This is a genomic window from Sphingobium sp. TomTYG75 (assembly GCF_054771635.1).
The window spans coordinates 251,129-271,082 of record NZ_BSRE01000002.1 but is presented as its reverse complement, the minus strand read 5'-3'; the positions used below and the strand labels follow the sequence as shown (position 1 = coordinate 271,082).

General features: G+C 64.8%; 22 protein-coding genes. 7 read left to right on the top strand and 15 right to left on the bottom strand.

Features of this window, described 5'->3' with window-relative positions:
* Window positions 1-3: 3 nt before the first annotated feature.
* From ACYU81_RS14970 to ACYU81_RS14900, 15 genes are read right to left on the bottom strand one after another with little or no spacing between them, the layout of a single operon-like run.
* Complete coding sequence (locus tag ACYU81_RS14970; protein WP_460988415.1) at window positions 4-465, bottom strand: MaoC family dehydratase; 462 nt, start codon at window positions 463-465, stop codon at window positions 4-6.
* A 1-nt stretch (window position 466) separates the two neighbouring features.
* Window positions 467-1,258 carry an SDR family oxidoreductase gene (locus ACYU81_RS14965; RefSeq protein ID WP_460988414.1) on the bottom strand — a complete coding sequence of 264 codons (792 nt, stop codon included), beginning with the start codon at window positions 1,256-1,258 and terminating at the stop codon, window positions 467-469.
* Window positions 1,255-2,331 carry an acyl-CoA dehydrogenase family protein gene (locus tag ACYU81_RS14960; protein ID WP_460988413.1) on the bottom strand — a complete coding sequence of 359 codons (1,077 nt, stop codon included), beginning with the start codon at window positions 2,329-2,331 and terminating at the stop codon, window positions 1,255-1,257. Before ACYU81_RS14960 ends, ACYU81_RS14965 begins: the two co-directional genes overlap by 4 nt.
* The gene (locus ACYU81_RS14955) at window positions 2,331-3,236 is read right to left on the bottom strand and encodes an SDR family oxidoreductase (protein ID WP_460988412.1); all 906 of its coding nucleotides are present in this window, start codon (window positions 3,234-3,236) and stop codon (window positions 2,331-2,333) included. Before ACYU81_RS14955 ends, ACYU81_RS14960 begins: the two co-directional genes overlap by 1 nt.
* 13 nt (window positions 3,237-3,249) lie before the next feature.
* Window positions 3,250-3,696, bottom strand: a complete 447-nt coding sequence (locus tag ACYU81_RS14950; protein WP_460988411.1) for a nuclear transport factor 2 family protein — start codon at window positions 3,694-3,696, stop codon at window positions 3,250-3,252.
* Window positions 3,693-4,343: an LbetaH domain-containing protein gene (locus tag ACYU81_RS14945; RefSeq protein WP_460988410.1), complete on the bottom strand. Its 651-nt coding sequence runs from the start codon at window positions 4,341-4,343 to the stop codon at window positions 3,693-3,695. The genes ACYU81_RS14950 and ACYU81_RS14945 overlap by 4 nt, the downstream gene beginning before the upstream one ends.
* A gap of 14 nt (window positions 4,344-4,357) precedes the next feature.
* Window positions 4,358-5,509: an acetyl-CoA C-acetyltransferase gene (locus ACYU81_RS14940; protein ID WP_460988409.1), complete on the bottom strand. Its 1,152-nt coding sequence runs from the start codon at window positions 5,507-5,509 to the stop codon at window positions 4,358-4,360.
* A complete protein-coding gene (locus ACYU81_RS14935; protein ID WP_460988408.1) occupies window positions 5,502-6,551 on the bottom strand; it encodes an acyl-CoA dehydrogenase family protein in 1,050 nt (349 codons plus the stop codon). Before ACYU81_RS14935 ends, ACYU81_RS14940 begins: the two co-directional genes overlap by 8 nt.
* 11 nt (window positions 6,552-6,562) lie before the next feature.
* Window positions 6,563-7,717, bottom strand: a complete 1,155-nt coding sequence (locus tag ACYU81_RS14930; protein ID WP_460988407.1) for an acyl-CoA dehydrogenase — start codon at window positions 7,715-7,717, stop codon at window positions 6,563-6,565.
* On the bottom strand, window positions 7,717-8,466 hold the full coding sequence (locus tag ACYU81_RS14925) for an enoyl-CoA hydratase family protein (protein WP_460988406.1): 750 nt from the start codon (window positions 8,464-8,466) through the stop codon (window positions 7,717-7,719). Before ACYU81_RS14925 ends, ACYU81_RS14930 begins: the two co-directional genes overlap by 1 nt.
* Before the next feature lie 16 nt (window positions 8,467-8,482).
* Window positions 8,483-9,574 carry an NAD(P)H-dependent flavin oxidoreductase gene (locus tag ACYU81_RS14920; RefSeq protein WP_460988405.1) on the bottom strand — a complete coding sequence of 364 codons (1,092 nt, stop codon included), beginning with the start codon at window positions 9,572-9,574 and terminating at the stop codon, window positions 8,483-8,485.
* Entirely contained in the window at window positions 9,571-10,473 is a 903-nt protein-coding gene (locus ACYU81_RS14915) for an enoyl-CoA hydratase (RefSeq protein WP_449468751.1), read from the bottom strand. The genes ACYU81_RS14920 and ACYU81_RS14915 overlap by 4 nt, the downstream gene beginning before the upstream one ends.
* Before the next feature lie 2 nt (window positions 10,474-10,475).
* Window positions 10,476-11,273, bottom strand: a complete 798-nt coding sequence (locus ACYU81_RS14910) for a CoA-transferase subunit beta (RefSeq protein ID WP_460988404.1) — start codon at window positions 11,271-11,273, stop codon at window positions 10,476-10,478.
* Window positions 11,274-11,284: 11 nt separating this feature from the next.
* Complete coding sequence (locus ACYU81_RS14905; protein WP_460988403.1) at window positions 11,285-12,184, bottom strand: CoA transferase subunit A; 900 nt, start codon at window positions 12,182-12,184, stop codon at window positions 11,285-11,287.
* Between the two features lie 9 nt (window positions 12,185-12,193).
* Window positions 12,194-13,120, bottom strand: a complete 927-nt coding sequence (locus ACYU81_RS14900) for a VOC family protein (RefSeq protein ID WP_460988402.1) — start codon at window positions 13,118-13,120, stop codon at window positions 12,194-12,196.
* 288 nt (window positions 13,121-13,408) lie between these two features.
* Between ACYU81_RS14900 and ACYU81_RS14895 the strand changes: the two genes are divergently transcribed.
* The 7 genes from ACYU81_RS14895 to ACYU81_RS14865 all read left to right on the top strand — a co-directional run bounded on the left by ACYU81_RS14895 (window position 13,409) and on the right by ACYU81_RS14865 (window position 19,739).
* Complete coding sequence (locus ACYU81_RS14895; RefSeq protein WP_460988401.1) at window positions 13,409-14,629, top strand: acyl-CoA dehydrogenase family protein; 1,221 nt, start codon at window positions 13,409-13,411, stop codon at window positions 14,627-14,629.
* 60 nt (window positions 14,630-14,689) lie between these two features.
* On the top strand, window positions 14,690-15,526 hold the full coding sequence (locus ACYU81_RS14890) for an alpha/beta fold hydrolase (RefSeq protein WP_460988400.1): 837 nt from the start codon (window positions 14,690-14,692) through the stop codon (window positions 15,524-15,526).
* Window positions 15,519-16,034 (top strand): flavin reductase family protein, encoded by a 516-nt coding sequence (locus ACYU81_RS14885; RefSeq protein ID WP_449468763.1) that lies wholly within the window; start codon window positions 15,519-15,521, stop codon window positions 16,032-16,034. Before ACYU81_RS14890 ends, ACYU81_RS14885 begins: the two co-directional genes overlap by 8 nt.
* Window positions 16,035-16,108: 74 nt before the next feature.
* Window positions 16,109-16,813, top strand: coding sequence for a fumarylacetoacetate hydrolase family protein (locus tag ACYU81_RS14880; RefSeq protein WP_460989113.1), 705 nt, complete (start codon window positions 16,109-16,111; stop codon window positions 16,811-16,813).
* A gap of 49 nt (window positions 16,814-16,862) precedes the next feature.
* On the top strand, window positions 16,863-17,810 hold the full coding sequence (locus tag ACYU81_RS14875; RefSeq protein ID WP_449468766.1) for an acetaldehyde dehydrogenase (acetylating): 948 nt from the start codon (window positions 16,863-16,865) through the stop codon (window positions 17,808-17,810).
* A complete protein-coding gene (gene dmpG / locus ACYU81_RS14870) occupies window positions 17,807-18,865 on the top strand; it encodes a 4-hydroxy-2-oxovalerate aldolase (RefSeq protein ID WP_460988398.1) in 1,059 nt (352 codons plus the stop codon). Before ACYU81_RS14875 ends, dmpG begins: the two co-directional genes overlap by 4 nt.
* 55 nt (window positions 18,866-18,920) lie before the next feature.
* A complete protein-coding gene (locus ACYU81_RS14865) occupies window positions 18,921-19,739 on the top strand; it encodes a sugar phosphate isomerase/epimerase family protein (RefSeq protein WP_460988397.1) in 819 nt (272 codons plus the stop codon).
* Window positions 19,740-19,954: the final 215 nt, after the last annotated feature.

The following is a 19,954-nucleotide window of genomic DNA, read 5'->3' as shown; positions in this document are numbered from 1 at the left end:
CCGTTATTCCGGAAAATAGCGGTTGATGGTATCGACCACGCAGGCGGGCTTGTCTTGTCCTTCGATCTCGACGGTGACGCGGATCACGGCCTGGATGGCGCCGCCCTTGACCTCTTCGACCGAGACGATCTCGCCTGTGCCCCGGATGCGCGATCCGACGATGACGGGGCTGAGGAAGCGGGTCTTGTCCATGCCGACATTGACGCCAGCGGAGAAGCGCCGGACCTCGACGATCTGCGGCATGAACAGGTTGACGAGGGAGAGGGTCAAGTAACCATGCGCGATGGTCGCGCCGAACGGACCGTCCTTGGCGCGCACCGGATCGACATGGATCCACTGATGGTCGCCGGTGCAGTCGGCAAAGGCGTCGATCCGCGCCTGGTCGATGGTGAGCCAGTCGGCGGTGTCGAGCTTGGTGCCTTCCTTGCCCAGGAGGTCGCGGGGATTCTCGAAGATGGTCGCCATCTTACGCCCGCTGGCTGGAGACCGCGACGATCTCGCCGGTCATGTAGGAGGAGAGGTCAGAGGCGAGGAACATCATCACATTGGCGATTTCCCAGACCTCGGCGGGGCGCTTGAACGCTTCCTTCTCGACCAGCTTGTCCAAAGCTTCCTGGGTGGTCACCTTGGCGAGGAAGGGGTGCATGGCAAGGGATGGCGAGACCGCATTGATGCGCACGCCATGTTCGGCCGCCTCGATCGCGGCGCAGCGGGTGAAGGCCATGACCCCGGCTTTCGCGGCGGCGTAATGGGCCTGGCCCTTTTGCGCGCGCCAGCCCAGCACCGAGGCGTTGTTGACCATGACGCCCGACTTGTTGGCATACATTGACGGCAGGAAGGCGCGGGTCATGCGGAACAGCGAGGTCAAGGTGACGTCGAACACGCGCGCCCACTGCTCGTCGGTCATATCGACGATGTCGGCCTCGCCGCCCAGCCCTGCATTGTTGATGAGGACATCGACCTTGCCCAATGCTGCGAGCGATGCGTCGCGCAGGGCCTGCACGGCCTCCTCGCTGGTGACGTCGCACACGAAGGTGGCGGGACGCTCGACCTTGGCTTCGTCAGCGATGCGGTCGGCCGCTTCATTGAGGCGGCGTTCGTGGAAGTCGCTGATGAGGAGCTTTGCCCCTTCTTCGGCGGCGCGCTTGGCGGCGGCAAAGCCGATGCCGGTGCCGGCCGCGGCGGTGACGACCACGGTCTTGCCCTTGAGCATGCCGAGCGGGGTCGGATAGGGGGGCACAGGAGAAGTCGGGGTCATGCGGCGTCCTTCATGATGATCTGGGCGAGGGCTTCGCGATGCTGGTCGGGGGTTCCGAGCCAGCTGGCGCAGGCGCGGGCGCGCTTGAAATAGAGATGGGCGTGATGTTCCCAGGTGAAGCCGATGCCGCCATGAAGCTGGATGGCATCGCCTGCGACCGAGCAATAGGCGTCGGAGACATAGGCGCGCGCGGCATGGGCCGCCTCGGCCAGTTCCTCGCCATTTTCATCGATCGCGGCGGCGGCATAATAGGCGGCCGAGCGCGAGGCTTCGACCAGCAGCATCATGTCGGCGAGCATATGTTTATAGGCTTGGAAGGAGCCGATGAGGCGGCCGAACTGGACGCGCTGCTTGGCATAGTCGACCGTGGCGTCGAGGCTGTACTGCATGCCGCCGGTCTGTTCGGCGGTGAGCAGGCCAGCGCCGATGGTGAGGGTGCGCGCGATCGCGGCCTTGGCGCTGCCGGGGGCGCCCAGGATCATCTCCGGCGTCACGGCGCAATCGAAGGTCAGCGTCGCAAAGCGGCGGGTGCGGTCGAGCGCGGGCAGCGCCTCGATGACGAGGCCGGGGGTGTCGGCTTCGAGGACGATGAGGCTCTCGTCAGCGGTGGCCACCACGATCAGCTCTGCCACATGGCCGAAGGTCACGAACTGCGCGGTGCCCGTCAGCTTGCCGTTGGTGAGGGTCGGGCGGCTTGCGGTCCCGGCGAAACTGGCGCGCGTGCCCGACGCGAGGCGGGGGAGCAGCGCTGCCTTCTGTTCCTCGCTGCCTGCCGCCAGGATGGCTTGCACGGCGAGCACGGCGGTCTCGAAGAAGGGCACGGGCGCGAGGACCCGGCCGGTTTCTTCGAGGACCAGCGCCATTTCGACCGCGCCCAGGCCCAGGCCACCCAGGCTTTCCGGGATCATCAGCCCGGTAAAGCCCATCTCGCCAAGGCTCGACCACAGGCTCTCGTCAAAGCCGCTCGTCCCTTCGACGGCGGCGCGGATGACATCCGGGTTGGCGGCGTCGGTCAGGAAGTCACGCGCCGCTTCCTGGATCGCGCGCTGGTCGTCGCTGAGCGCGAAGTCCATCAGGCGGCTCCGTAAACGGGCTTTGCAGGCTCGCGGGTTTGGAGAAGCCCCCGCACGATCGCGTCCATCTCGCTGGCGTCAATCCGCGCACCCTTGTCGAAGGCGGGGCTGTCGGTCCAGCCTTGCGAGAGGAAGACCTGTCCGCCCTTCAATTCAAACACCTGGCCCGTCACGCCCTTCGACTGTTCCGACACCAGATAGGCGACCAGCGGCGCCATGTTTTCCGGGGCGAACAGGTCGAACTCGCCTTCTTTCGCCTCCATGTCGAACGCGCCGGTATTGGTCATGCGGGTGCGGGCATTGGGCGCGAGCGCATTGGCGGTGATGCCCAGGCGGCCAAGCTCGGCGGCCTGCACGAGGGTGAGCGTGGCGATGCCGCCCTTGGCGGTCGAATAGGCCGACTGGCCGACCGAGCCCTGCAAGCCCGCGCCAGAGGTCGTGTTGATGATGCGCGCATCGACCGGGTTGCCGGCCTTGCTTTGCGCGCGCCAATATTCAGCGGCGTGGCGCGAGGTGCAGAAATGGCCGCGCAGATGGACGCGGATCACCGCATCCCATTCTTCCGGGCTGCAAGTGAAGAACATGCGGTCGCGCACGAACCCGGCATTATTGACCACGGCATGAAGCGCGCCGAAGCTGTCGAGGGCTTGCTCGACCATGCGCTTGCCCGCATCCCATTCAGCGACATCGTCGGTGTTGGCGACGGCCTGCCCGCCCATCGCCTTGATCTCATCGACCACCTGCTCGGCCGCGCCCTTGGTCTCGCCCGCCTCGCCATGGGTGCCAACGCCAAGGTCGTTGACCACGACCTTGCAGCCTTGCGCCGCGAGACCCAGCGCATAGGCCTTGCCCAGCCCATTGCCCGCCCCGGTCACGATCGCAACACGTCCTTCGCAGATACCCACTTGCCTTACTCCTTCATTGCGCTGCGACGGGGATCAGCAGATGCTGGCTCAAGTCCCCAACGAGATCGAGCAGGGAATAATCCCGCCCGGAAAAATGCCATGCCCCGTCCGTGCGGACGAAGGCGTCATGATAGCGGCCCGCGCAGATCGCCTGGAGCGGCAGGTCCGGGGTCGCCTGGAATACGGTATAGTAAGAGCGGCAGCTTGCCGTGCCTGCCGCCTCGTCGATCTCGACGATGGGATTGGTGATGACATGCTTGGTGCGCGGCGTGCCATCGTCATGGATGCGTATATGGGCTTGCCACAGCGCCAGCATCGGCGCTGCGCCTTCGACCATTTCGCCGCCGCCGGCCTTGATCCGGGCGCGCTCGAACAGGGCGGCGACGCCTTCGAGGTCGCCCGCGTCCATCAGTTCGGCATAAAGGTAGAGGAGGTTGGTGATGGCGGTGGCGCTGCTCATGATGTGCCTTTCCGCTGCGCCGCCCGCTGCTCGCGATGCTGCGCGGTGCTGCCCGAAAGGCGCACGGCGATGGCGTCGGAGGCAATGCGCTGCGCCTGCCGCTCGGCGCTGGCTTGGCTGAGCGGCTCTGCCTCGATGAGGTCAGTGAGCGCGGCGCGGGCGAGCTTCTGATACTCCCCCTCGCCATTGTTGCGCCAGGTGACCTGATGCGGCTCGAAGGTCTTGACCACCTTGGCCGGATTGCCGACGACCGGGCTGCGTGGCGGGGTCACCGTGTCGGACTTCACAAGGGCAAGGGCGGCGACGAGATTTTCGTCACCTATGACGGCGTTGTCGAGGATCACCGCGTTCATGCCGATCAGCGCATTCTCGCCAATCTCGCAGCCATGGATGATCGACCCATGGGCGATGGTCGCTCCCCGGCGGATGACCGTGTCGCGCAACTGGTTGGCATGCACCGACACATTGTCCTGGATCGAGCTGTCGCCCTCCACCACGATCCGCCCGAAATCGCCCCTCAGGCTCGCGCCGGGCGCGATGAAGCAGCCCGGCCCGACGATCACGTCGCCAATCAGCGACGCCAGCGGATGGACGTAGCTGGTCGGATCGACAACGGGAACAATCCCCTGATAGGCGTAGGCGGGCATCGGGGCTGGGTCCCTTAGAGCCGCTCGATGATGGTGACGTTGGCCTGGCCGCCGCCTTCGCACATGGTCTGGAGGCCATAGCGGCCGCCGGTGCGTTCAAGGGCGCCCAGCAGCGTGGTCATCAGCCGCGCGCCGGTAGCCCCGATCGGATGGCCGAGCGCGATCGCGCCGCCCTGCACATTGACCTTGTCGTGCGGGATAGCGAGTTCCTTCATCCAGGCCATGGTGACGCTGGCAAAGGCCTCGTTGCATTCGAACAGATCGATGTCGCTGATCGACATGCCCGCCTTCTTGAGCGCATATTGGGTGGCGGGGATCGGGCCGGTCAGCATCCACACCGGGTTGGCGGCGCGGACCGAGAGATGATGGATGCGCGCGCGGGGCTTGAGGCCATGGTCCTTGACCGCCTGCTCGCTGGCGATGAGGAGGGCGGCGGCCGCGTCGCAATTCTGGCTGGCGACCCCTGCGGTGACGATGCCGCCTTCATTGACGGGCTTCAAGGACGCGAGGCCCTCAAGCGAGGTGGTGGGGCGGATGGTTTCGTCGCGGGTGAGGCCCTCGAGCGGTGCGACTTCATGATCGAACCAGCCATTGTCCCAGGCGGCCTGCGCGCGCTGATGGCTGGCGAGGGCGAAGGCTTCCATCGCTTCGCGGCTGATGCCCCATTTGTCGGCGATCATCTCGGCCGACTTGATCTGGTTGACCTCTTCCATGCCATAGCGTTCGACCCAGCCCTTCGACCCGTGGAAGGGGCTGTCGAAGCCATATTGCGCGCCTGCGATCATCGCCGCCATGATCGGGATCTGGTTCATCGCCTGGCTGCCGCCCGCGACCACCAGGTCCTGGGTGCCGCTCATGACGCCTTGCGCGGCGAAGTGGACGGCCTGCTGGGAGGAGCCGCATTGGCGGTCGACGGTGACGCCGGGGATTTCCTCCGGCAGGCCTGCGACCAGCCATGCGGTGCGGCCGATATCGCCTGCTTGGCCGCCGATCGTCTCGGTGCAGCCCCACACCACGTCATCGACGCCTGACGGGTCGATGCCGGTGCGCTTGACCAGTTCGCGGATCGGGTGCGCGCCAAGGTCGGCGGGATGGACGGCGGCGAGGCTGCCCTTCTTGCGGCCGATGGGGGTGCGGACGGCATCGACGATATAGGCTTCAGGCATTCTCTTTTTCCTGCTTTTGTCCAGCGTCTCTGGCAAAGGTCTGGTCCGGCCCCATGGGCTGGGTGAAGATGCGCGTGGCGATGCGCGCGCGGTGATGAGCGGGGGTGCCCCAGCTTTGCGTCAGGGCAAGGGCGCGCTTCAAGAAGAGGTGGACGTCCACCTCCCAGCTATAGCCCATCGCGCCATGCACCTGGATCGAGGCGCGCGCGGCCTTGTCGGCGGCTTCCAGGGCCACGAGCTTGGCATGGCTGACGCGGGCGCGGGCTTGCGTGTCGCGCGCGCTGATTTCGGCGGCGGCGGCGGCCACCACGGGCTTGGCGAACTCGATCGCCACCTGGGCGGATGCCAGATGATGCTTGACCGCCTGATAGCTGCCGATCGGCTTTCCGAACTGCTGGCGTTCCTTGGCATAGTCGACGGCGAGGTCGACCGAGCGCTGGGCAAGGCCCAGGCCAAAGGCAGCGTTGAAGAGGGCGGCGCGGTCGAAGGCGAGGTCGAAGGCGGCTTTGCCGAGCGGCGTGGCGTTGGCCTTGTCCCACGCGACCGAGAACAGGCGGCGGAAGGGATCGATGCTCGGCTGCGCGGTGAGCGTCACCTGGTCGGGCGTGGCGAGATACGCCTCGCCATCGGCATGCAGCAGGATCGCCGCGGCGCTGTCGGCGTTCGCCACATAGGGGTTGGCCGGATGCGCGATCGCGATGGTGGCCATCGGGTCGCTCAGCAGCGCATGATCGGGCGCGAGCGCGGCGAGCATCGGCGCGGCGACGCCTGCGCTCTCGACCAGCGGCTCGGGCAGGGCGACATAACCCGCCTCTTGTGCGATCAGGGCAAAGTCGGTCTCGGCCAGATCGATGCCGCCCGCACTTTCGGGGAGCAGGATGAGGGTGAGGCCGGTCTCGACGATCGAGGCCCAGCGGGCGGGATTGATCGCCTCGCCCGCTTCCATCATCTTGCGCCAATGATCGGGCGTGCAGCTGTCGGCGAACAGGGTGCGCGCGGTCTCGGCGAACATCAGCTGTTCGTCGCTGAGGGTGAAATCCATCTTAAATCCCCTTAGCGCGGCAGGCCGAGCATGCGCTCGGCGATGATGTTGCGCTGGATCTCGTTCGACCCGGCATAGATCGGGCCTGCGAGCGCGAAGATATAGTCGTCGATCCAGTCGACGGGGTTCGCGTCCGGCGCTTCGTGCGTCAATTCCGCCTGCGGCCCCAGGATGTTGAGCGCGGTTTGCGTCAGGTGAATGTCGAGTTCGGACCAGAAGATCTTGTTGGTCGAGGCTTCCGGCCCGATCTTCGCGCCTGCCATCAGCCGCGAGGCGGTCTGGTAGATGTTGAGCGCATAGGCGTCGGCATTCATGTGCGCGCGTACGACATCGGCTTCGAGCGCGGGGTCGGCCGTTTCCTTGTTCGCGGTCCACAGTTCTGCGAGCTTCTTGGCCGCCACCTGGTAGCGGGCGGGCGAGCGCAGCATGAGGCCGCGCTCGAAACCGGCGGTCGCCATGCAGATATGCCAGCCTTGGCCCTCGTCGCCGAGGCGATTGAAGGCGGGGACGCGGACATTTTCCAGGAAAATCTCGGCAAAGCCGACATGGCCGTTGATCTTCTTGATGGCGTTCACTGTCACGCCGGGTGCATCGAGCGGGAAGAAGATGAGGCTCATCCCCTTATGCCGCTCGCTGCCCGGCTCGCGGAACAGGCCGAACGCCCAGTCGGCGAACACCGCGCGGCTCGACCAGATCTTGTGGCCATTGAGGATATAGTCGTCGCCCTCGCGGACGGCGGTGGCGCGCACGCCAGCAAGGTCCGAGCCTGCCATCGGTTCGGACCAGGCCTGCGCCCAGATTTCCTCGCCCGACGCCATTTTGGGGAGGAAGCGCTGCTTCTGCTCATGGGTGCCGAATTCGATGAGCGTGGGCCCAAGCAGGAAAATGCCATTCTGGTTGACGCGGCCGGGCGCGCCTGCGCGATAATATTCTTCCTCGAAAATCAGCCACTGGATGAGGTCGAGGCCGCGCCCGCCATATTCGCGTGGCCAGGTCACCATGCCCCAGTCGCCGGACTTCAAGGTCTTTTCCCATTCCCGGTGCGCCTCGAAACCCTCGCGCGTGGCGTCGAAATGTTCCAGCGGCTCGCCGGGCACATGGGCGTCGAGCCAGGCGCGGACTTCGGCGCGGAACGCCTGCTGCTCAGGGGTATAAGTCAGGTCCATCAGAATTTCGCCGCGCCCTTGTTGTCGACGAAGGCGTCGCGCGCCTTCTGGCTGTCTTCATGCATGTACATTTCGAGCGTGAAGCCCTGCTCGATCCGGTAATGGGCCGAGGGGTCGGTGGGCTCGATGAGATTGAGCGCCTGCTTGGCGATGACCAGGGCCGCGCGGCTCTTGGACGCGATGATTTCGCAGAAAGCGTAGGCCTCGTCCTTGAGCTTCTCCAAGGGCACGACCTTGTGTACCGAGCCGTGGCGATAGGCATCCTCAACCGGGATGCGCCCGCCGGTGAAGAAATTGGCGCGCACCATCTGGACCGGCAGCATGCGGCTCATGAAGGCGGCTCCCCCCATCGCGCCGCGATCGATCTCGGGCAGCGAGAAATAGGCCCCTTCCGCCGCGATCAGCGCGTCGCAGGCGCCCGCGATATTGACGCCGCCGCCGATGACGAAGCCATGCAGCGCGCCCACCACCGGGATCGCGCACTCACGGATCGCCTTGAAGGTGAGGTAATTATCCTTGTTCAATTTGGCGATGCGCTCAGGATGCGCCGCCATCTCCTTGATGTCGACGCCGCCGCAAAAGCCCCGGCCCTCCGCGCGGATCAGGATGCATTTCACATCCTCGTTTGCCGCTGCTTCGTAAACCATCGCCGGGATCGATTCCCAACCCTTGGTGTCGAAGGCGTTGACCGGCGGATGGTCGAACAGGATTTCGGCGATGGCGCCCTTGACGGTCAGCGTAATCGGCATGTCTTGTCCCTCTTCCTCAGGCGGCGCTGGCCGTCTCGCGGCCCATGGCGGCGAGCGCGGCGAGCCGCTCATGCGCCTCTTCGACGATACGGTCGACCAGCTGTTGGCAGGTCGGGATCTCGCCGATCCGCCCGCCCACGACGCCGGTCGCCATCACGCCATGTTCGATGTCGCCCTCGACCACCGCCTTCTGGATCAGCATCGGCATGGTCGCGGCCATCATCGCCTGTTTGAGCGGCATCGCGCCATGCGCCGTCATGCCGCGCGCTGATTTGATGAAGTCGATCCAACTCGCGCCGGTCTGCTTCTTCATCGCCATGCCGGCCTCGATCGCGCGCAGCCACATGCCCAAGGAACCGGACTTTTCGATCTTGTCCATGAGGCGGGTGCGGACCATCCGCTGCGGAATGCCGTCAAGCTTGGTGGTGACGATGATGCCGTCGGTCGTGGCTTTCAGATAAGCCGCCTTGGCGCTGTCGGGGACCGGGCTTTCCTTGGTGAGGAGGAAACGCGTGCCCATGGCGATGCCGACCGCGCCATAGGCGAGCGCCGCCGCCAGCCCGCGCCCGTCGGCAAAGCCGCCGCTCGCGATCACCGGCACCTTGACCGCGTCCAGCACCTGGGGGAGCAGCACGGTGGTCGGCACGGAGCCTGTATGCCCGCCGCCTTCGCCGCCCTGGACATTGACCATGTCGACGCCGAGCTCGACCATCTTCTGCGCATGCTTGACCGCGCCGACGGTGGGGACGCAGAGGATGCCTGCATCCTTGAAGCGGCCGATCATTTTGGCATTGGGACCGCGGCCGAAGGAGACGGCGCGCACCTGATCCTTGTTGGCGAGAATCAGCTCGACGATTGCGTCAGCGCCGGGCTGAAAGCTGTGGAAGTTGACGCCGAAGGGCCGGTCGGTGCCCTTGCGGACGGCGAGCAGCTTCTCGCGCGCTTCGTCCGGCGTCATGACGGCGGCGCCGAGGAAGCCGAAGGCGCCCGCATTGCTCGACCCGATGACGAGGCTGGGTTCCGCCACCCAGCCCATCGCGGTCTGGATGATCGGCCAGCGGCAGCCAAGCCGCTCCGTCAGGATCGTGTGCAGCGGATCGCCCATCATTCGCTCGCCTGTTTCTTATTGGCCTCGGCCATCTTCTTGGCATCGAGGCCCGCGATCGAACTGCCCTGGACGAGGTCGTTCTGGGCATGGGCGAAATGGTGCATATGATATTGCGCGTCCATCGCGTTGCGCTTGCCCATCAGCTCCTCGACATGGTTGATCGCCTGCTTGGTGAGCCAGTTGCCAAGGCGAGGCTGGGCGACGAGCTTGGCCGCCATGCCTGCCACCGTCTCGCGCAGCGCCTCGCGGGAGACGATCTTGTTGACCATGCCGAAGCTTTCGGCCCTCTGCGCGCTCATCCGCTCGCCCAAGAGCAGGAACTCCTTGGCGACGCGCGGGGGCAGCTCATAGGCATGGGCGAAATATTCGACGCCCGGGATGCCCATGCGGTTGACCGGGTCCTGGAAGAAGGCGTCGTCGGTCGCGACGATGAGGTCGCACACCCAGGCGAGCATGAGGCCGCCCGCGACGCAGGCCCCCTGCACCATGGCGATGGTGGGCTTGGGCGCATCGCGCCAGCGCCGGCACATGCCGACATATTGCTCCTTCTCGCGGGTGTAGAGCAGTTCGGCCGCGGGCTTGTTGACATGGCCGGGCACCAGCAGCCGGTTCTCGAAATGCTGGTGCACGTCGCGGCCCGGCGTGCCGATGTCATGGCCAGCGGAGAAATGCTTGCCGTTGCCGCCCAGCACGATCGCGCGCACATCGTCATCGTTCACGGCGCGTACGAACGCGTCATCAAGGGCATAGGTCATCTGGCCGTTCTGGGCGTTGTTGAAGCCCGGACGGTTCATCATGATCCACGCGACATGGTCGATCACCTCATAGGTGACCGGCTCATCCGTTTCGTAAACAATGTCGACCTGCTGCGGTTCGACCAGGCGGTCGGTCTCGTTCATCGTCAGGCTGCCCTTCTGTCTCCGGCCGGATTGTCCTTGAACACGGTCGCGCGGACATTATTGGGGTCGATCCTGGCGATCAGCTCCAGCTGCTCGGCCGTTGGCGCGGGCGTGGTGGGGATTTCGCCATCGATTTTTGCCAGCGGGAAGCCGGTATTGTCCTGCACTTCCTCGAACGTCACACCCGGATGCAGCGAGATCACGCGGATCTGGTGATCCGGCCCGCCGAAATCCATCACGCAAAGGTTGGTGATGATGCGGCGCAAGTCCAGGCCCTGGGGCGCAGCGCCATTGCGGTAGCGCGCGGGGTTGTAGCCCGCCATGCACACGAAATCGACCTCGCCTTCCACGAACGCACGCTTGTTGTGGTTGGCAAAGAAGAAGCTGTTGGGATGGCTGATCGAGTTGCCGGGGAAGCCGCGCGCGCCGAGCATCGCTGCCTTGGGCTTCTTATGGTCGCCGATCACCGAGATGTTCGCCTGGCCATAACGGTCGATCTGCACCGGGCCAACCAGCGCATGGCGGCGGCCGCTCCAGAGCGCCGAGAAGACGCGGTCATAATTGGCGATGCCTTCAAATTCCGGCTCGGCGGTGCGCTTGCCCGGGCCGACCGGCTCGCTGGTGTACCAGGCCTCGCCATCGGTGGTCTGGATCGCGGGCGCGAAGCTCAGTTTGGCAAGGCCAGCGCCGATGCGGGGGAGGGGGCCGATGCCGGTCGCCATCACTTCGCCATCCTCGCGCCAGACTTCGGCGCAGGCGGCGATGACGAGTTCAGCGAGCGAATAGCTGTTCTGGGTCATGGGTCTCTCGCTTAGTAAATGGGGACGGGGAGCTGCTTGACGGTGTCCGCGCCGCCGATCGCTGCCTGATAATCGGCTTCCGACACGTCGATATATTTCGCCTTATACTCGGCCCAGGCTTCGGGCGAGGCGGCGCTTTCGACATAGGTCTTGATGTGCTTGAGATCGAGCTGATAGTCGGGGTCAGCGCTCGAGGGATGCGCGCCCAAGGGTGCCTCGGCAACGCCGGTGATCATCGCGCGCTCGACGAGGTTGTAGCGGCTGTTCTTCTTCATATCGAGCTCAGCCGTCTGCACGATCTTCTCGACCGTCGCGTAGCTTTTCTTGGCTGCGCGCACGAGCAGTTCATCGAAGATCGGATCGACCGATAGGGTGAGGATATTGCCGCGCTCGTCGGAACGATGGGCATGGATCAGGGCGATGTCGGGCACCAGCGCTGGCATGGCGACGAATTCCTCGCCATCGGCATAGGGGCTCTTCACGAATTTGAAGTCGAAGCCGTCCTGCGTGATGATGTCGGTGCCGATGCCCACGCGCGTCGGCAGGAAGGGCAGCTTCATCGCGCCTGCGCGCAGACCCCAATGATACATGCCCTCGTCAAGCTCGAGCACCTCGAAGGCGCCCGCCTGGCGGGCGTTGCGGAAATGGGGTTCGAGCGGATAATGGTCGAGGCTGGCAAAGGCGAATACCAGCTTCCTGATCTTGCCGGTGGCGGCGAGCAGGCCGATGTCCATGCCGCCATAGCCCGCCATGACGGTCAGGTCTTTCAGGTTCGAGCGGGCGATGGCGCGGATCAGCGCCATGGGCTTGCGGCGCGTGGCCCACCCGCCGATGCCGATGGTCATCCCGTCGGAAATCTGGTCGACGATGTCGTCGACGCTCATGCGCTTGTCGAGCATAATGTCAGTCATCCTTTTGCGTCAGTCCTGCTCATGAGCCCATTTATGGCCCCAGTCGCTTACAGAAAGGCTGGTGGTGGGGACCCATGTTTGCGGGTCTATTACCAGGCCGTTCCAGCCATATTCGATGTCGAAGCCGCCGGGCGTCTGCATGTAGAAGCTGGTCATCTTGTCGTTGACATGACGACCCAGCGTTGCCGAGAGCGGCACCTTGCCCTTGCTCTTCAAAACCCGGTCATAGGCGCGGCCGACATCCTCGAGGGAGCCGACCTCGAGCATCATGTGGACAGCGCCATTGGGGCTTTCGGGCAGCTGGCCAAGCGCCAGGCTGTGGTGGCGCGGGTTGCAGTGCAGGAAGGCAAAGCCCACGCCCGGATCATCCTCGCCCCCACCCATCAGGTAGAAGCGGCCAAGGTCGGTGTCGCCAAAGCCCATGACCTCTTTGTAGAAGGTGTGGGTCTCGTCGAAATTGGGGGCAGTGAGCACGACATGGCCCATCCCCATGTCGCCGTCCGCGCCATGGGGGCTGTCGGTCACGAAGCGGCTGACGCCCGCGGGCGAGACGAAGGGGGCATAGTCGACGAAGCGGCCGTAGAAGAGCTCCATCGGGTTACCCGCCGGGTCGGACGAGCGGGCCAGTTCATAGACCTGACGGCCACGCGCTTCCATGACCCCCGCCCGTTCCACCGGACGGCCCGCCGCCTCGAGGCGGGCCAGCACCGATTCGAAAGCGTCACGATTCGCGCATTCCCAGCCCGGCGCCACGAAGCGGTCGGCCGCGCCTTTCTGCACCCGCAGGCGCCAGGGCCGGTCGTCCATGCGAAACAGCGCGACGTCTTCGTCCGGCGAAGGGGCCGCCATCAGCCCTGCGATATTGCAGGCAAAATCCTGCCACGGCCCGAGCTCCCGCGCCTCGATCACCACATAGCCTAGCGATATCACTGCCATTTCAAGCGCCTCGCCTTCTTTCCTGTCTGCCAGCCATGCTCTGCCGCAGAGCGTTGCAAAATGACCTTCCCCATACGCATATGGCAAGCGCTGCCGCCTGTTTCGCACTTGCAGGGGGAGGCGCAGTTAAGCGCGCTCACGAGCTTATGGCAATTCGTTCCCAATCCGCCTATAAGCAACGGCCCAAATGCGCAAGCCCTGTTTGCCTTGACAGTTTGCGTAATAGCAGTTTACATAATCTACGCATATAGCAAATCTGAAGTAGAGTCGCCTACAATGGAGAAGATCATGACCGGGGCAGTAGCAAGCCGACCCATTGACGAGGCGAATGCCGGGATACCTTCACCCGAAAGTCTGATCGCCAAAGCCAGGGCCATGATCCCGACGCTGCGCCAGCGCGCGCGCGCCTGCACCATCGCCCATGACGTGCCCCCCGAAACCGTCGCCGAGATGAAGGCGGCCGGCTTCTTCCGCGTGCTCCAGCCCAAGCGTTACGGCGGCTATGAGATGCACCCCAATGTCTTCTTCGAAATCCAGAAGGCGCTTGCCGAAGGCTGCATGTCGACAGGCTGGATCTACGGCGTGCTGGGCTGCCACCCCTATGAACTCGCCCTCTTCCATGACGAGGCGCAGAAGGAAGTGTGGGGCGATGATCCCGACATGCTCGTCTCCTCCACCTATCAGCCGGTCGGCAAGGTGGAAAAGGTCGAAGGGGGCTTCTACCTGTCGGGCCGCTGGGGCTTCTCCTCAGGCTCCTCCCATTGCGGTTGGGTGCTGCTTGGCGCGATCAATTTCGACACCGATGGCGGCCCGCCCGACATGCGCACCTTCCTGCTGCCGCGCTCCGACTATCAGGTGATCGAAGGCACCTGGGACACGTTCGGCCTTCAGGGTACCGGCAGCTTCGACATCGTCGTCGAGCGCGTGTTCGTGCCCGAACACCGCACCCACAAGGCCAGCGACGGCTTTGCCGGGACCAATCCGGGCCAGGAAACCAACACCGCCCCGCTCTACCGCATCCCCTGGGCGCAGCTCTTCATCCGCTCGGTCTCCAGCGCCGCCTTCGGCGGCATCCGCGCCGCCACTGGCGCTGCGATGGAGATCATGGGCAACCGCGTCTCGACCAACACCGGCAAGGCGTCCAAGGCTGACCCCAATCTCCACGCCGCCATCGCCCGCGCGATCGCCGAGACCAACGAGATGGAACTCACCCACCGCACGACCTTCAATGAGCTGATGGACTATGCGGGCCGCAATGAGCCCGTGCCGATGGAAAAGCGCGCGCTCTTTGCCTATCAGTCCGCCAGCGTCGTGCGCCGCATGGCCGAACTGGCCGACGGCATGGTCAAGCTGCTGGGCGGCCGGGCGGTCTATATGTCCAGCCCGATCCTCCAGCCCTGGCTCGACCTCCACGCCGCGCGCGCCCATGTCGCCAATGACCCGGCCAACCGCACCAGCGATGTCATCGGCACGATCAATGGCGAACCGCCCGCCTTCACCTTCATCTGAAGCGAGCATCTGACCATCTGACATCTGGACAGCATCGGGCCAGGACAAAAGAGGATATCCATGGGCAGTGAATTGATCCGCAAGACCTATAGCGTTGCGGGCGGATATGAGATTTCGATCGCGGAAATCGCAGGGGCGCAGGCAAACGCCCCCACCGTCATCTTCATCCATGGCAGCGGTCCCGGCGCATCGGGCGCGTCCAACTTCCGCAACAATGCGCAAGATTTTGCCGATGCCGGTTACCGCGTCATCCTGCCCGACCTCATCGGCTATGGCGCCTCCTCCAAGCCCGAGACCGACTATCCCCTCGAGCTGTTTACCCAGACCCTGCTCGATGCCCTCGCGCAGCATGGGGTCACCAGCGGCCACCTCATCGGCAATTCGCTGGGCGGCGGCATCGCCCTCCAGATCGCGCTCGACCACCCTGAATTCACCATCGGCAAGCTCGTCCTGATGGCGCCGGGCTGCGTGGCGGAACAGATGAGCTATTTCACCATGCCCGGCATCGCCAAGATGCGCTCGGGCTTTGGCAGCCCTGAATTCAACATCGAGGAACAGCGCCGCCTGATCGGCAACCTCATGCATCCTTCCTCGCTCCATCACGTCACCGACGCGCTGGTCGAGGAACGTTTTGCCGTCGCGCGCACCCAGCCCAAGGATGTGCTCGCCCGCGTCAAGACCCCCGACCTTGGGCCGCGCCTGGGCGAGGTCAAGCAGCCCATCTTCGTCCTCTGGGGCCTCAATGACGAATTCTGTCCCGAAAGCCACGCCCGTCTCTTCCTCGACGCCTGCCCCGACGTGCGCTGCCTCACCTTCTCGCAGACCGGCCATTGGGTGCAGGTCGAGCGGGCGGCAGAGTTCAACCGCTACTCGCTGGACTTCCTGAAGAATGGCTGACGCTGCTCCTGCGCAATCCGTGCCTGTTCCAGAGCCCGTCGATGTCACCGCTGGCCTTAAGGGCGCGATGCGCCGCCTGCCCTCGGGCGTGGCGATCGTCACCGCGCTGGGCGAGGGCAAGACGCCGGTCGGCATGGCCGCGACCTCGATCACCTCACTCACCATGGATCCGCCCGCCGTCCTCGTCTGCGTTAACCAGACAGCGGGCATCCACGCCCATCTCTCGCCCGGCTGCCCGGTCAGCATCAACCTCCTCTCGCGCCACCAGCGCGAAGTGTCGGCAGCATTCGGTGGCGCGGTGGCGCGCGAGGCGCGCTTTGGCGTTGGCAGCTGGACCCCCGATGCCCATGGCCTTCCCATCCTCGATGAAGCGCAGGCCAACCTCTCCTGCACGATCGAGAGCATGACCCCCTTTGGCACCCACAGCATCGTCATCGCCCGGGTCAAGGCGGTGCGCCTGTCCGACGCGGTCGATCCCCTCATCTTCCAGGACGGAGCCTATCTGTGAGCGAGACGCTGAACGAAACATTGGCGGACGAGCTCTACCAGGCGCTGCGCGAGGGGCGCACCGTGCCGCCGCTGATGGCGCGTTACCCGCAGCTTGGCATCGATGACGCCTATGCTATCTCCTTAGGTGCGCTCGAACGCCGCAAGGGTGATGGCGAGCGCGTCATCGGCAAGAAGATCGGCGTCACCTCCAAGGCCGTGCAGGACATGCTGGGCGTGCACCAGCCCGATTTCGGTTTCCTGACCGACCGCATGTATATCGAGGGCGATATCGATGTCGCGGCAAACGGCCTCATCGCGCCGCGCGCCGAGGCGGAGATCGGCTTCATCCTGAAAGACAGCCTCAAGGGGCCGGGCGTCACGGCGGAAGATGTGATCGCCGCGACGGAGAGCATCGTTCCCTGTTTCGAGATCGTCGACAGCCGCATCCAGGACTGGAAGATCGGCATCGTCGACACCGTCGCCGACAATGCCTCCTGCGGCGTCTATGTGCTGGGGGACGCGCGCGTCGATCCCCGCGCCCATGACCTCCCCAATCTCCACGTCACCGTCACCAAGAATGGGCAGCCCCTGTCGGAAGGCTATGGCCATGCGGTGCAGGGTTCGCCCGCACAGGCGGTCGCCTGGCTCGCCAACACGCTGGGCGCCTATGGGGTAACGCTCGACGCCGGGGATGTGATATTGTCGGGCAGCCTGGTGCCGCTCGAACCGGCCAAGGCAGGAGACGTGTTCGAGATGCAGCTCCACGGGGTTGGCAACTGCACCGCGCGCTTTATCTGAATATGAAAAGTGGCGCATCGCTTGCGGGCGATGCCGTGAGGAGTAAGTAATGACGGGCAAGGTCAAGGCGGCGATCATCGGGTCGGGCAATATCGGCACCGACCTCATGATCAAGATGATCAAATATCCGCAGAATATGGAACTGGTGGCCGTGGTCGGCATCGACGAGGCGTCCGAAGGCCTCGCCATGGCGCGCGAGCGCGGCGTCGCCACCACCCATGAGGGCCTCGAAGGCCTCATGAAGATGGATGTCTATCCCGAGATCGGCATCGTGTTCGACGCAACCAGTGCCTATGCCCACAAGGTCCATGACGAAGCGCTGCGCAAGGACGGCAAGCAGGTGGTCGACCTCACCCCCGCCGCGATCGGCCCCTACACCATCCCCACGGTCAACGGCGAAGCCAATCTCGATGCTGGCAACGTCAACATGGTGACCTGCGGCGGGCAGGCGACGATCCCGATGGTTGCCGCCGTCTCCCAGGTCGCGACCGTCCATTATGCCGAGATCGTCGCGTCGGTCTCCTCGCGCTCGGCAGGACCCGGCACCCGCGCCAATATCGACGAGTTCACCCGCACCACCGCAGGCGCCATCGAAAAGGTCGGCGGCGCGGCGCAGGGCAAGGCGATCATCATCCTCAATCCCGCCGAACCGCCGATGATCATGCGCGACACCGTGTTCACTTTGTCCGAAGGCGCGGATGAAGAGACGATCCGCGCCTCGGTCGAGGCGATGGTCAAGAAGGTGCAGGCCTATGTGCCGGGCTATCGCCTCAAGCAGGACGTGCAGTTCGAGCGCTTTGGCGACAACAACAAACTCACCATCCCCGGTCGCGGCGAGTTCACCGGGGTCAAGACCATGATCCTGCTCGAGGTCGAAGGCGCTGGCGATTATCTGCCGAGCTATTCGGGCAATCTCGACATCATGACCGCCGCCGCCAAGGCGACCGGCGAGCTGCTCGCGCAGCGCATCGCGCAAGGAAAGAAGGTGGCCGCATGAGCGCCCAGATCACATCTCCGTTCAACGTCGAGGCGGGCGACAAGCTCTATATCCAGGACGTGACGCTACGCGATGGCATGCACGCCATCCGCCACATGTACGGCATCGACCATGTGAAATCGATCGCCAAGGCGCTGGATGACGCAGGGGTCGACGCGATCGAGGTCGCCCATGGCGACGGCCTCAATGGCGCGAGCTTCAACTATGGTTTCGGCGCGCATACCGATTGGGAATGGCTCGAGGCGGTCGCCTCGGTGCTGACCAAATCCGTGCTCACCACGCTGATCCTGCCGGGCGTCGGCACGGTCGAGGAACTGCGCCGCGCCTATGACATCGGCGTGCGCTCGGTGCGGGTCGCGACCCATTGCACCGAGGCCGACGTCTCGAAACAGCATATCGGCATCGCCCGCGATCTTGGCATGGACGTCTCGGGGTTCCTGATGATGAGCCACATGATCGAGCCGGAGAAGCTGGCGAGCCAGGCGGCCCTCATGGAAAGCTATGGCGCGCAGTGCGTCTATGTGACCGACAGCGGCGGCGCGCTCGACATGGACGGGGTCAAGGCCCGGTTCGAAGCCTATGACCGGGTCTTGAAGCCCGAAACCCAGCGCGGCATCCATGCGCATCACAATCTCAGCCTCGGCGTCGCCAACTCGATCGTCGCGGCCCAGTGCGGCGCGGTGCGGATCGACGCCTCCTTGACCGGCATGGGCGCGGGCGCTGGCAATGCGCCATTGGAAGTGTTCATCGCCGCTGCCGAGCGCAAGGGCTGGAACCATGGCTGTAACGTCATGGCGCTGATGGACGCGGCTGAGGACCTCGTCCGCCCGCTGCAGGACCGGCCGGTTCGGGTCGACCGCGAAACCCTCGCGCTTGGCTATGCCGGGGTCTACTCCTCGTTCCTGCGTCATGCCGAAAAGGCCGCCGAAACCTACGGCCTCGACACCCGCACCATCCTCGTTGAACTCGGCCGTCGCAAGATGGTCGGCGGGCAGGAAGACATGATCGTCGACGTCGCCCTCGACATGGTCAAGGAACGCGAAGCCGCCGCCTGACACGCCGCCGGGCGCGGCCCCCGCGCCCGGTTCACACATAACAGGAGGAGAGGATATGGCCGACAAGCGCCTGTCGCTCGACCATATCACCGTCACCGACACTACCCCCTGGCAGCTTGCCGAAATCGCCGCAGAGGTGGGTTGCGAGGGCATTTGCCCGTTCCTCCACTCGATGGAGGTGCTGCCCGCCATGCCCGCCTATGACCTGGTGCGCGACCCCCAGGCGCTGCGCCAGACCCGCGCCGCGCTCGCCGCCACCGGGGTCACGGTCGACCTTGTCTACCCCTTCACCATGGCGGGGCGCACCAACCCTGCTGACTTTATCCCTGCGCTCGAAACCGGCGCAGCGCTTGGCGCGCCCCTCGCCAATGTCCTGTGCTACGACCGCGATCCCATCCGCCGTACCGAGAAACTCGTCGAACTGGCCGAGCTCGCCGCCCCGTTCGACATCGCCCTCGCAATCGAATTTTATCCCCCCTCCCAGGTCCAAACCTTAAGCGCCGCCCTTGAGGAAATAGCCCGCTCCGGCCGCTCCGACATCAAGGTCACAGCCGACCTCCTCCACATCATGCGTGGACCCGAACCAGACACCAGCTTCCCCCTCCTTGCCCATCCCGCCATCGCCATCGCCCAGATAGCCGACGGCCCACCAACCATCGATCCCGACCAGATCGAACGCGAAGCCGGCATCCAGCGCCAACTCCCCGGACAAGGCGCGTTCAACATCCCAGCGTTCGTCCACGCCCTCAATCCCACAACACCAATCAGCGTCGAAATACCCCAGCAAAACGCCATCGATAAAGGCAGCAACGCCCACCAGCGGGCGCAAATGGCGGTGGATGCGGCACGGAGCGTTCTGAAACGGCGACGGTAACCTAGGGTGGCGCCGCAGATTTTTTTACATAGCTAAATTGCGCGTTTCTTACGCATCGGGTCGCTGAGCGATGATCTCCGTCGTAATATTCGGCGAGGTTTACATGATAGCATTGCGTCCTCGCGAAACGCGTTAAGGCGTATGCCGTCGGCTTCACACGCCTCATGTGGCACTCTCCATTTCCACACGCTATACCTCCGTGGATCGACGGGAGT

Bases quoted from the DNA above. Each gene is read 5' to 3' on its own strand.
- ACYU81_RS14875 (WP_449468766.1), top strand. From the start codon at position 16,863: ATGACGGGCAAGGTCAAGGCGGCGATCATCGGGTCGGGCAATATCGGC.
- ACYU81_RS14930 (WP_460988407.1), bottom strand. From the start codon at position 7,717: ATGGACCTGACTTATACCCCTGAGCAGCAGGCGTTCCGCGCCGAAGTC.
- ACYU81_RS14905 (WP_460988403.1), bottom strand. From the start codon at position 12,184: ATGACTGACATTATGCTCGACAAGCGCATGAGCGTCGACGACATCGTC.
- ACYU81_RS14895 (WP_460988401.1), top strand. From the start codon at position 13,409: ATGACCGGGGCAGTAGCAAGCCGACCCATTGACGAGGCGAATGCCGGG.
- dmpG (WP_460988398.1), top strand. From the start codon at position 17,807: ATGAGCGCCCAGATCACATCTCCGTTCAACGTCGAGGCGGGCGACAAG.
- ACYU81_RS14885 (WP_449468763.1), top strand. From the start codon at position 15,519: ATGGCTGACGCTGCTCCTGCGCAATCCGTGCCTGTTCCAGAGCCCGTC.
- ACYU81_RS14925 (WP_460988406.1), bottom strand. From the start codon at position 8,466: ATGCCGATTACGCTGACCGTCAAGGGCGCCATCGCCGAAATCCTGTTC.
- ACYU81_RS14890 (WP_460988400.1), top strand. From the start codon at position 14,690: ATGGGCAGTGAATTGATCCGCAAGACCTATAGCGTTGCGGGCGGATAT.
- ACYU81_RS14910 (WP_460988404.1), bottom strand. From the start codon at position 11,273: ATGACCCAGAACAGCTATTCGCTCGCTGAACTCGTCATCGCCGCCTGC.
- ACYU81_RS14940 (WP_460988409.1), bottom strand. From the start codon at position 5,509: ATGCCTGAAGCCTATATCGTCGATGCCGTCCGCACCCCCATCGGCCGC.
- ACYU81_RS14965 (WP_460988414.1), bottom strand. From the start codon at position 1,258: ATGACCCCGACTTCTCCTGTGCCCCCCTATCCGACCCCGCTCGGCATG.
- ACYU81_RS14970 (WP_460988415.1), bottom strand. From the start codon at position 465: ATGGCGACCATCTTCGAGAATCCCCGCGACCTCCTGGGCAAGGAAGGC.
- ACYU81_RS14880 (WP_460989113.1), top strand. From the start codon at position 16,109: ATGGCGCGTTACCCGCAGCTTGGCATCGATGACGCCTATGCTATCTCC.
- ACYU81_RS14950 (WP_460988411.1), bottom strand. From the start codon at position 3,696: ATGAGCAGCGCCACCGCCATCACCAACCTCCTCTACCTTTATGCCGAA.
- ACYU81_RS14920 (WP_460988405.1), bottom strand. From the start codon at position 9,574: ATGATGGGCGATCCGCTGCACACGATCCTGACGGAGCGGCTTGGCTGC.
- ACYU81_RS14935 (WP_460988408.1), bottom strand. From the start codon at position 6,551: ATGGATTTCACCCTCAGCGACGAACAGCTGATGTTCGCCGAGACCGCG.
- ACYU81_RS14865 (WP_460988397.1), top strand. From the start codon at position 18,921: ATGGCCGACAAGCGCCTGTCGCTCGACCATATCACCGTCACCGACACT.
- ACYU81_RS14960 (WP_460988413.1), bottom strand. From the start codon at position 2,331: ATGGACTTCGCGCTCAGCGACGACCAGCGCGCGATCCAGGAAGCGGCG.
- ACYU81_RS14945 (WP_460988410.1), bottom strand. From the start codon at position 4,343: ATGCCCGCCTACGCCTATCAGGGGATTGTTCCCGTTGTCGATCCGACC.
- ACYU81_RS14915 (WP_449468751.1), bottom strand. From the start codon at position 10,473: ATGAACGAGACCGACCGCCTGGTCGAACCGCAGCAGGTCGACATTGTT.
- ACYU81_RS14900 (WP_460988402.1), bottom strand. From the start codon at position 13,120: ATGGCAGTGATATCGCTAGGCTATGTGGTGATCGAGGCGCGGGAGCTC.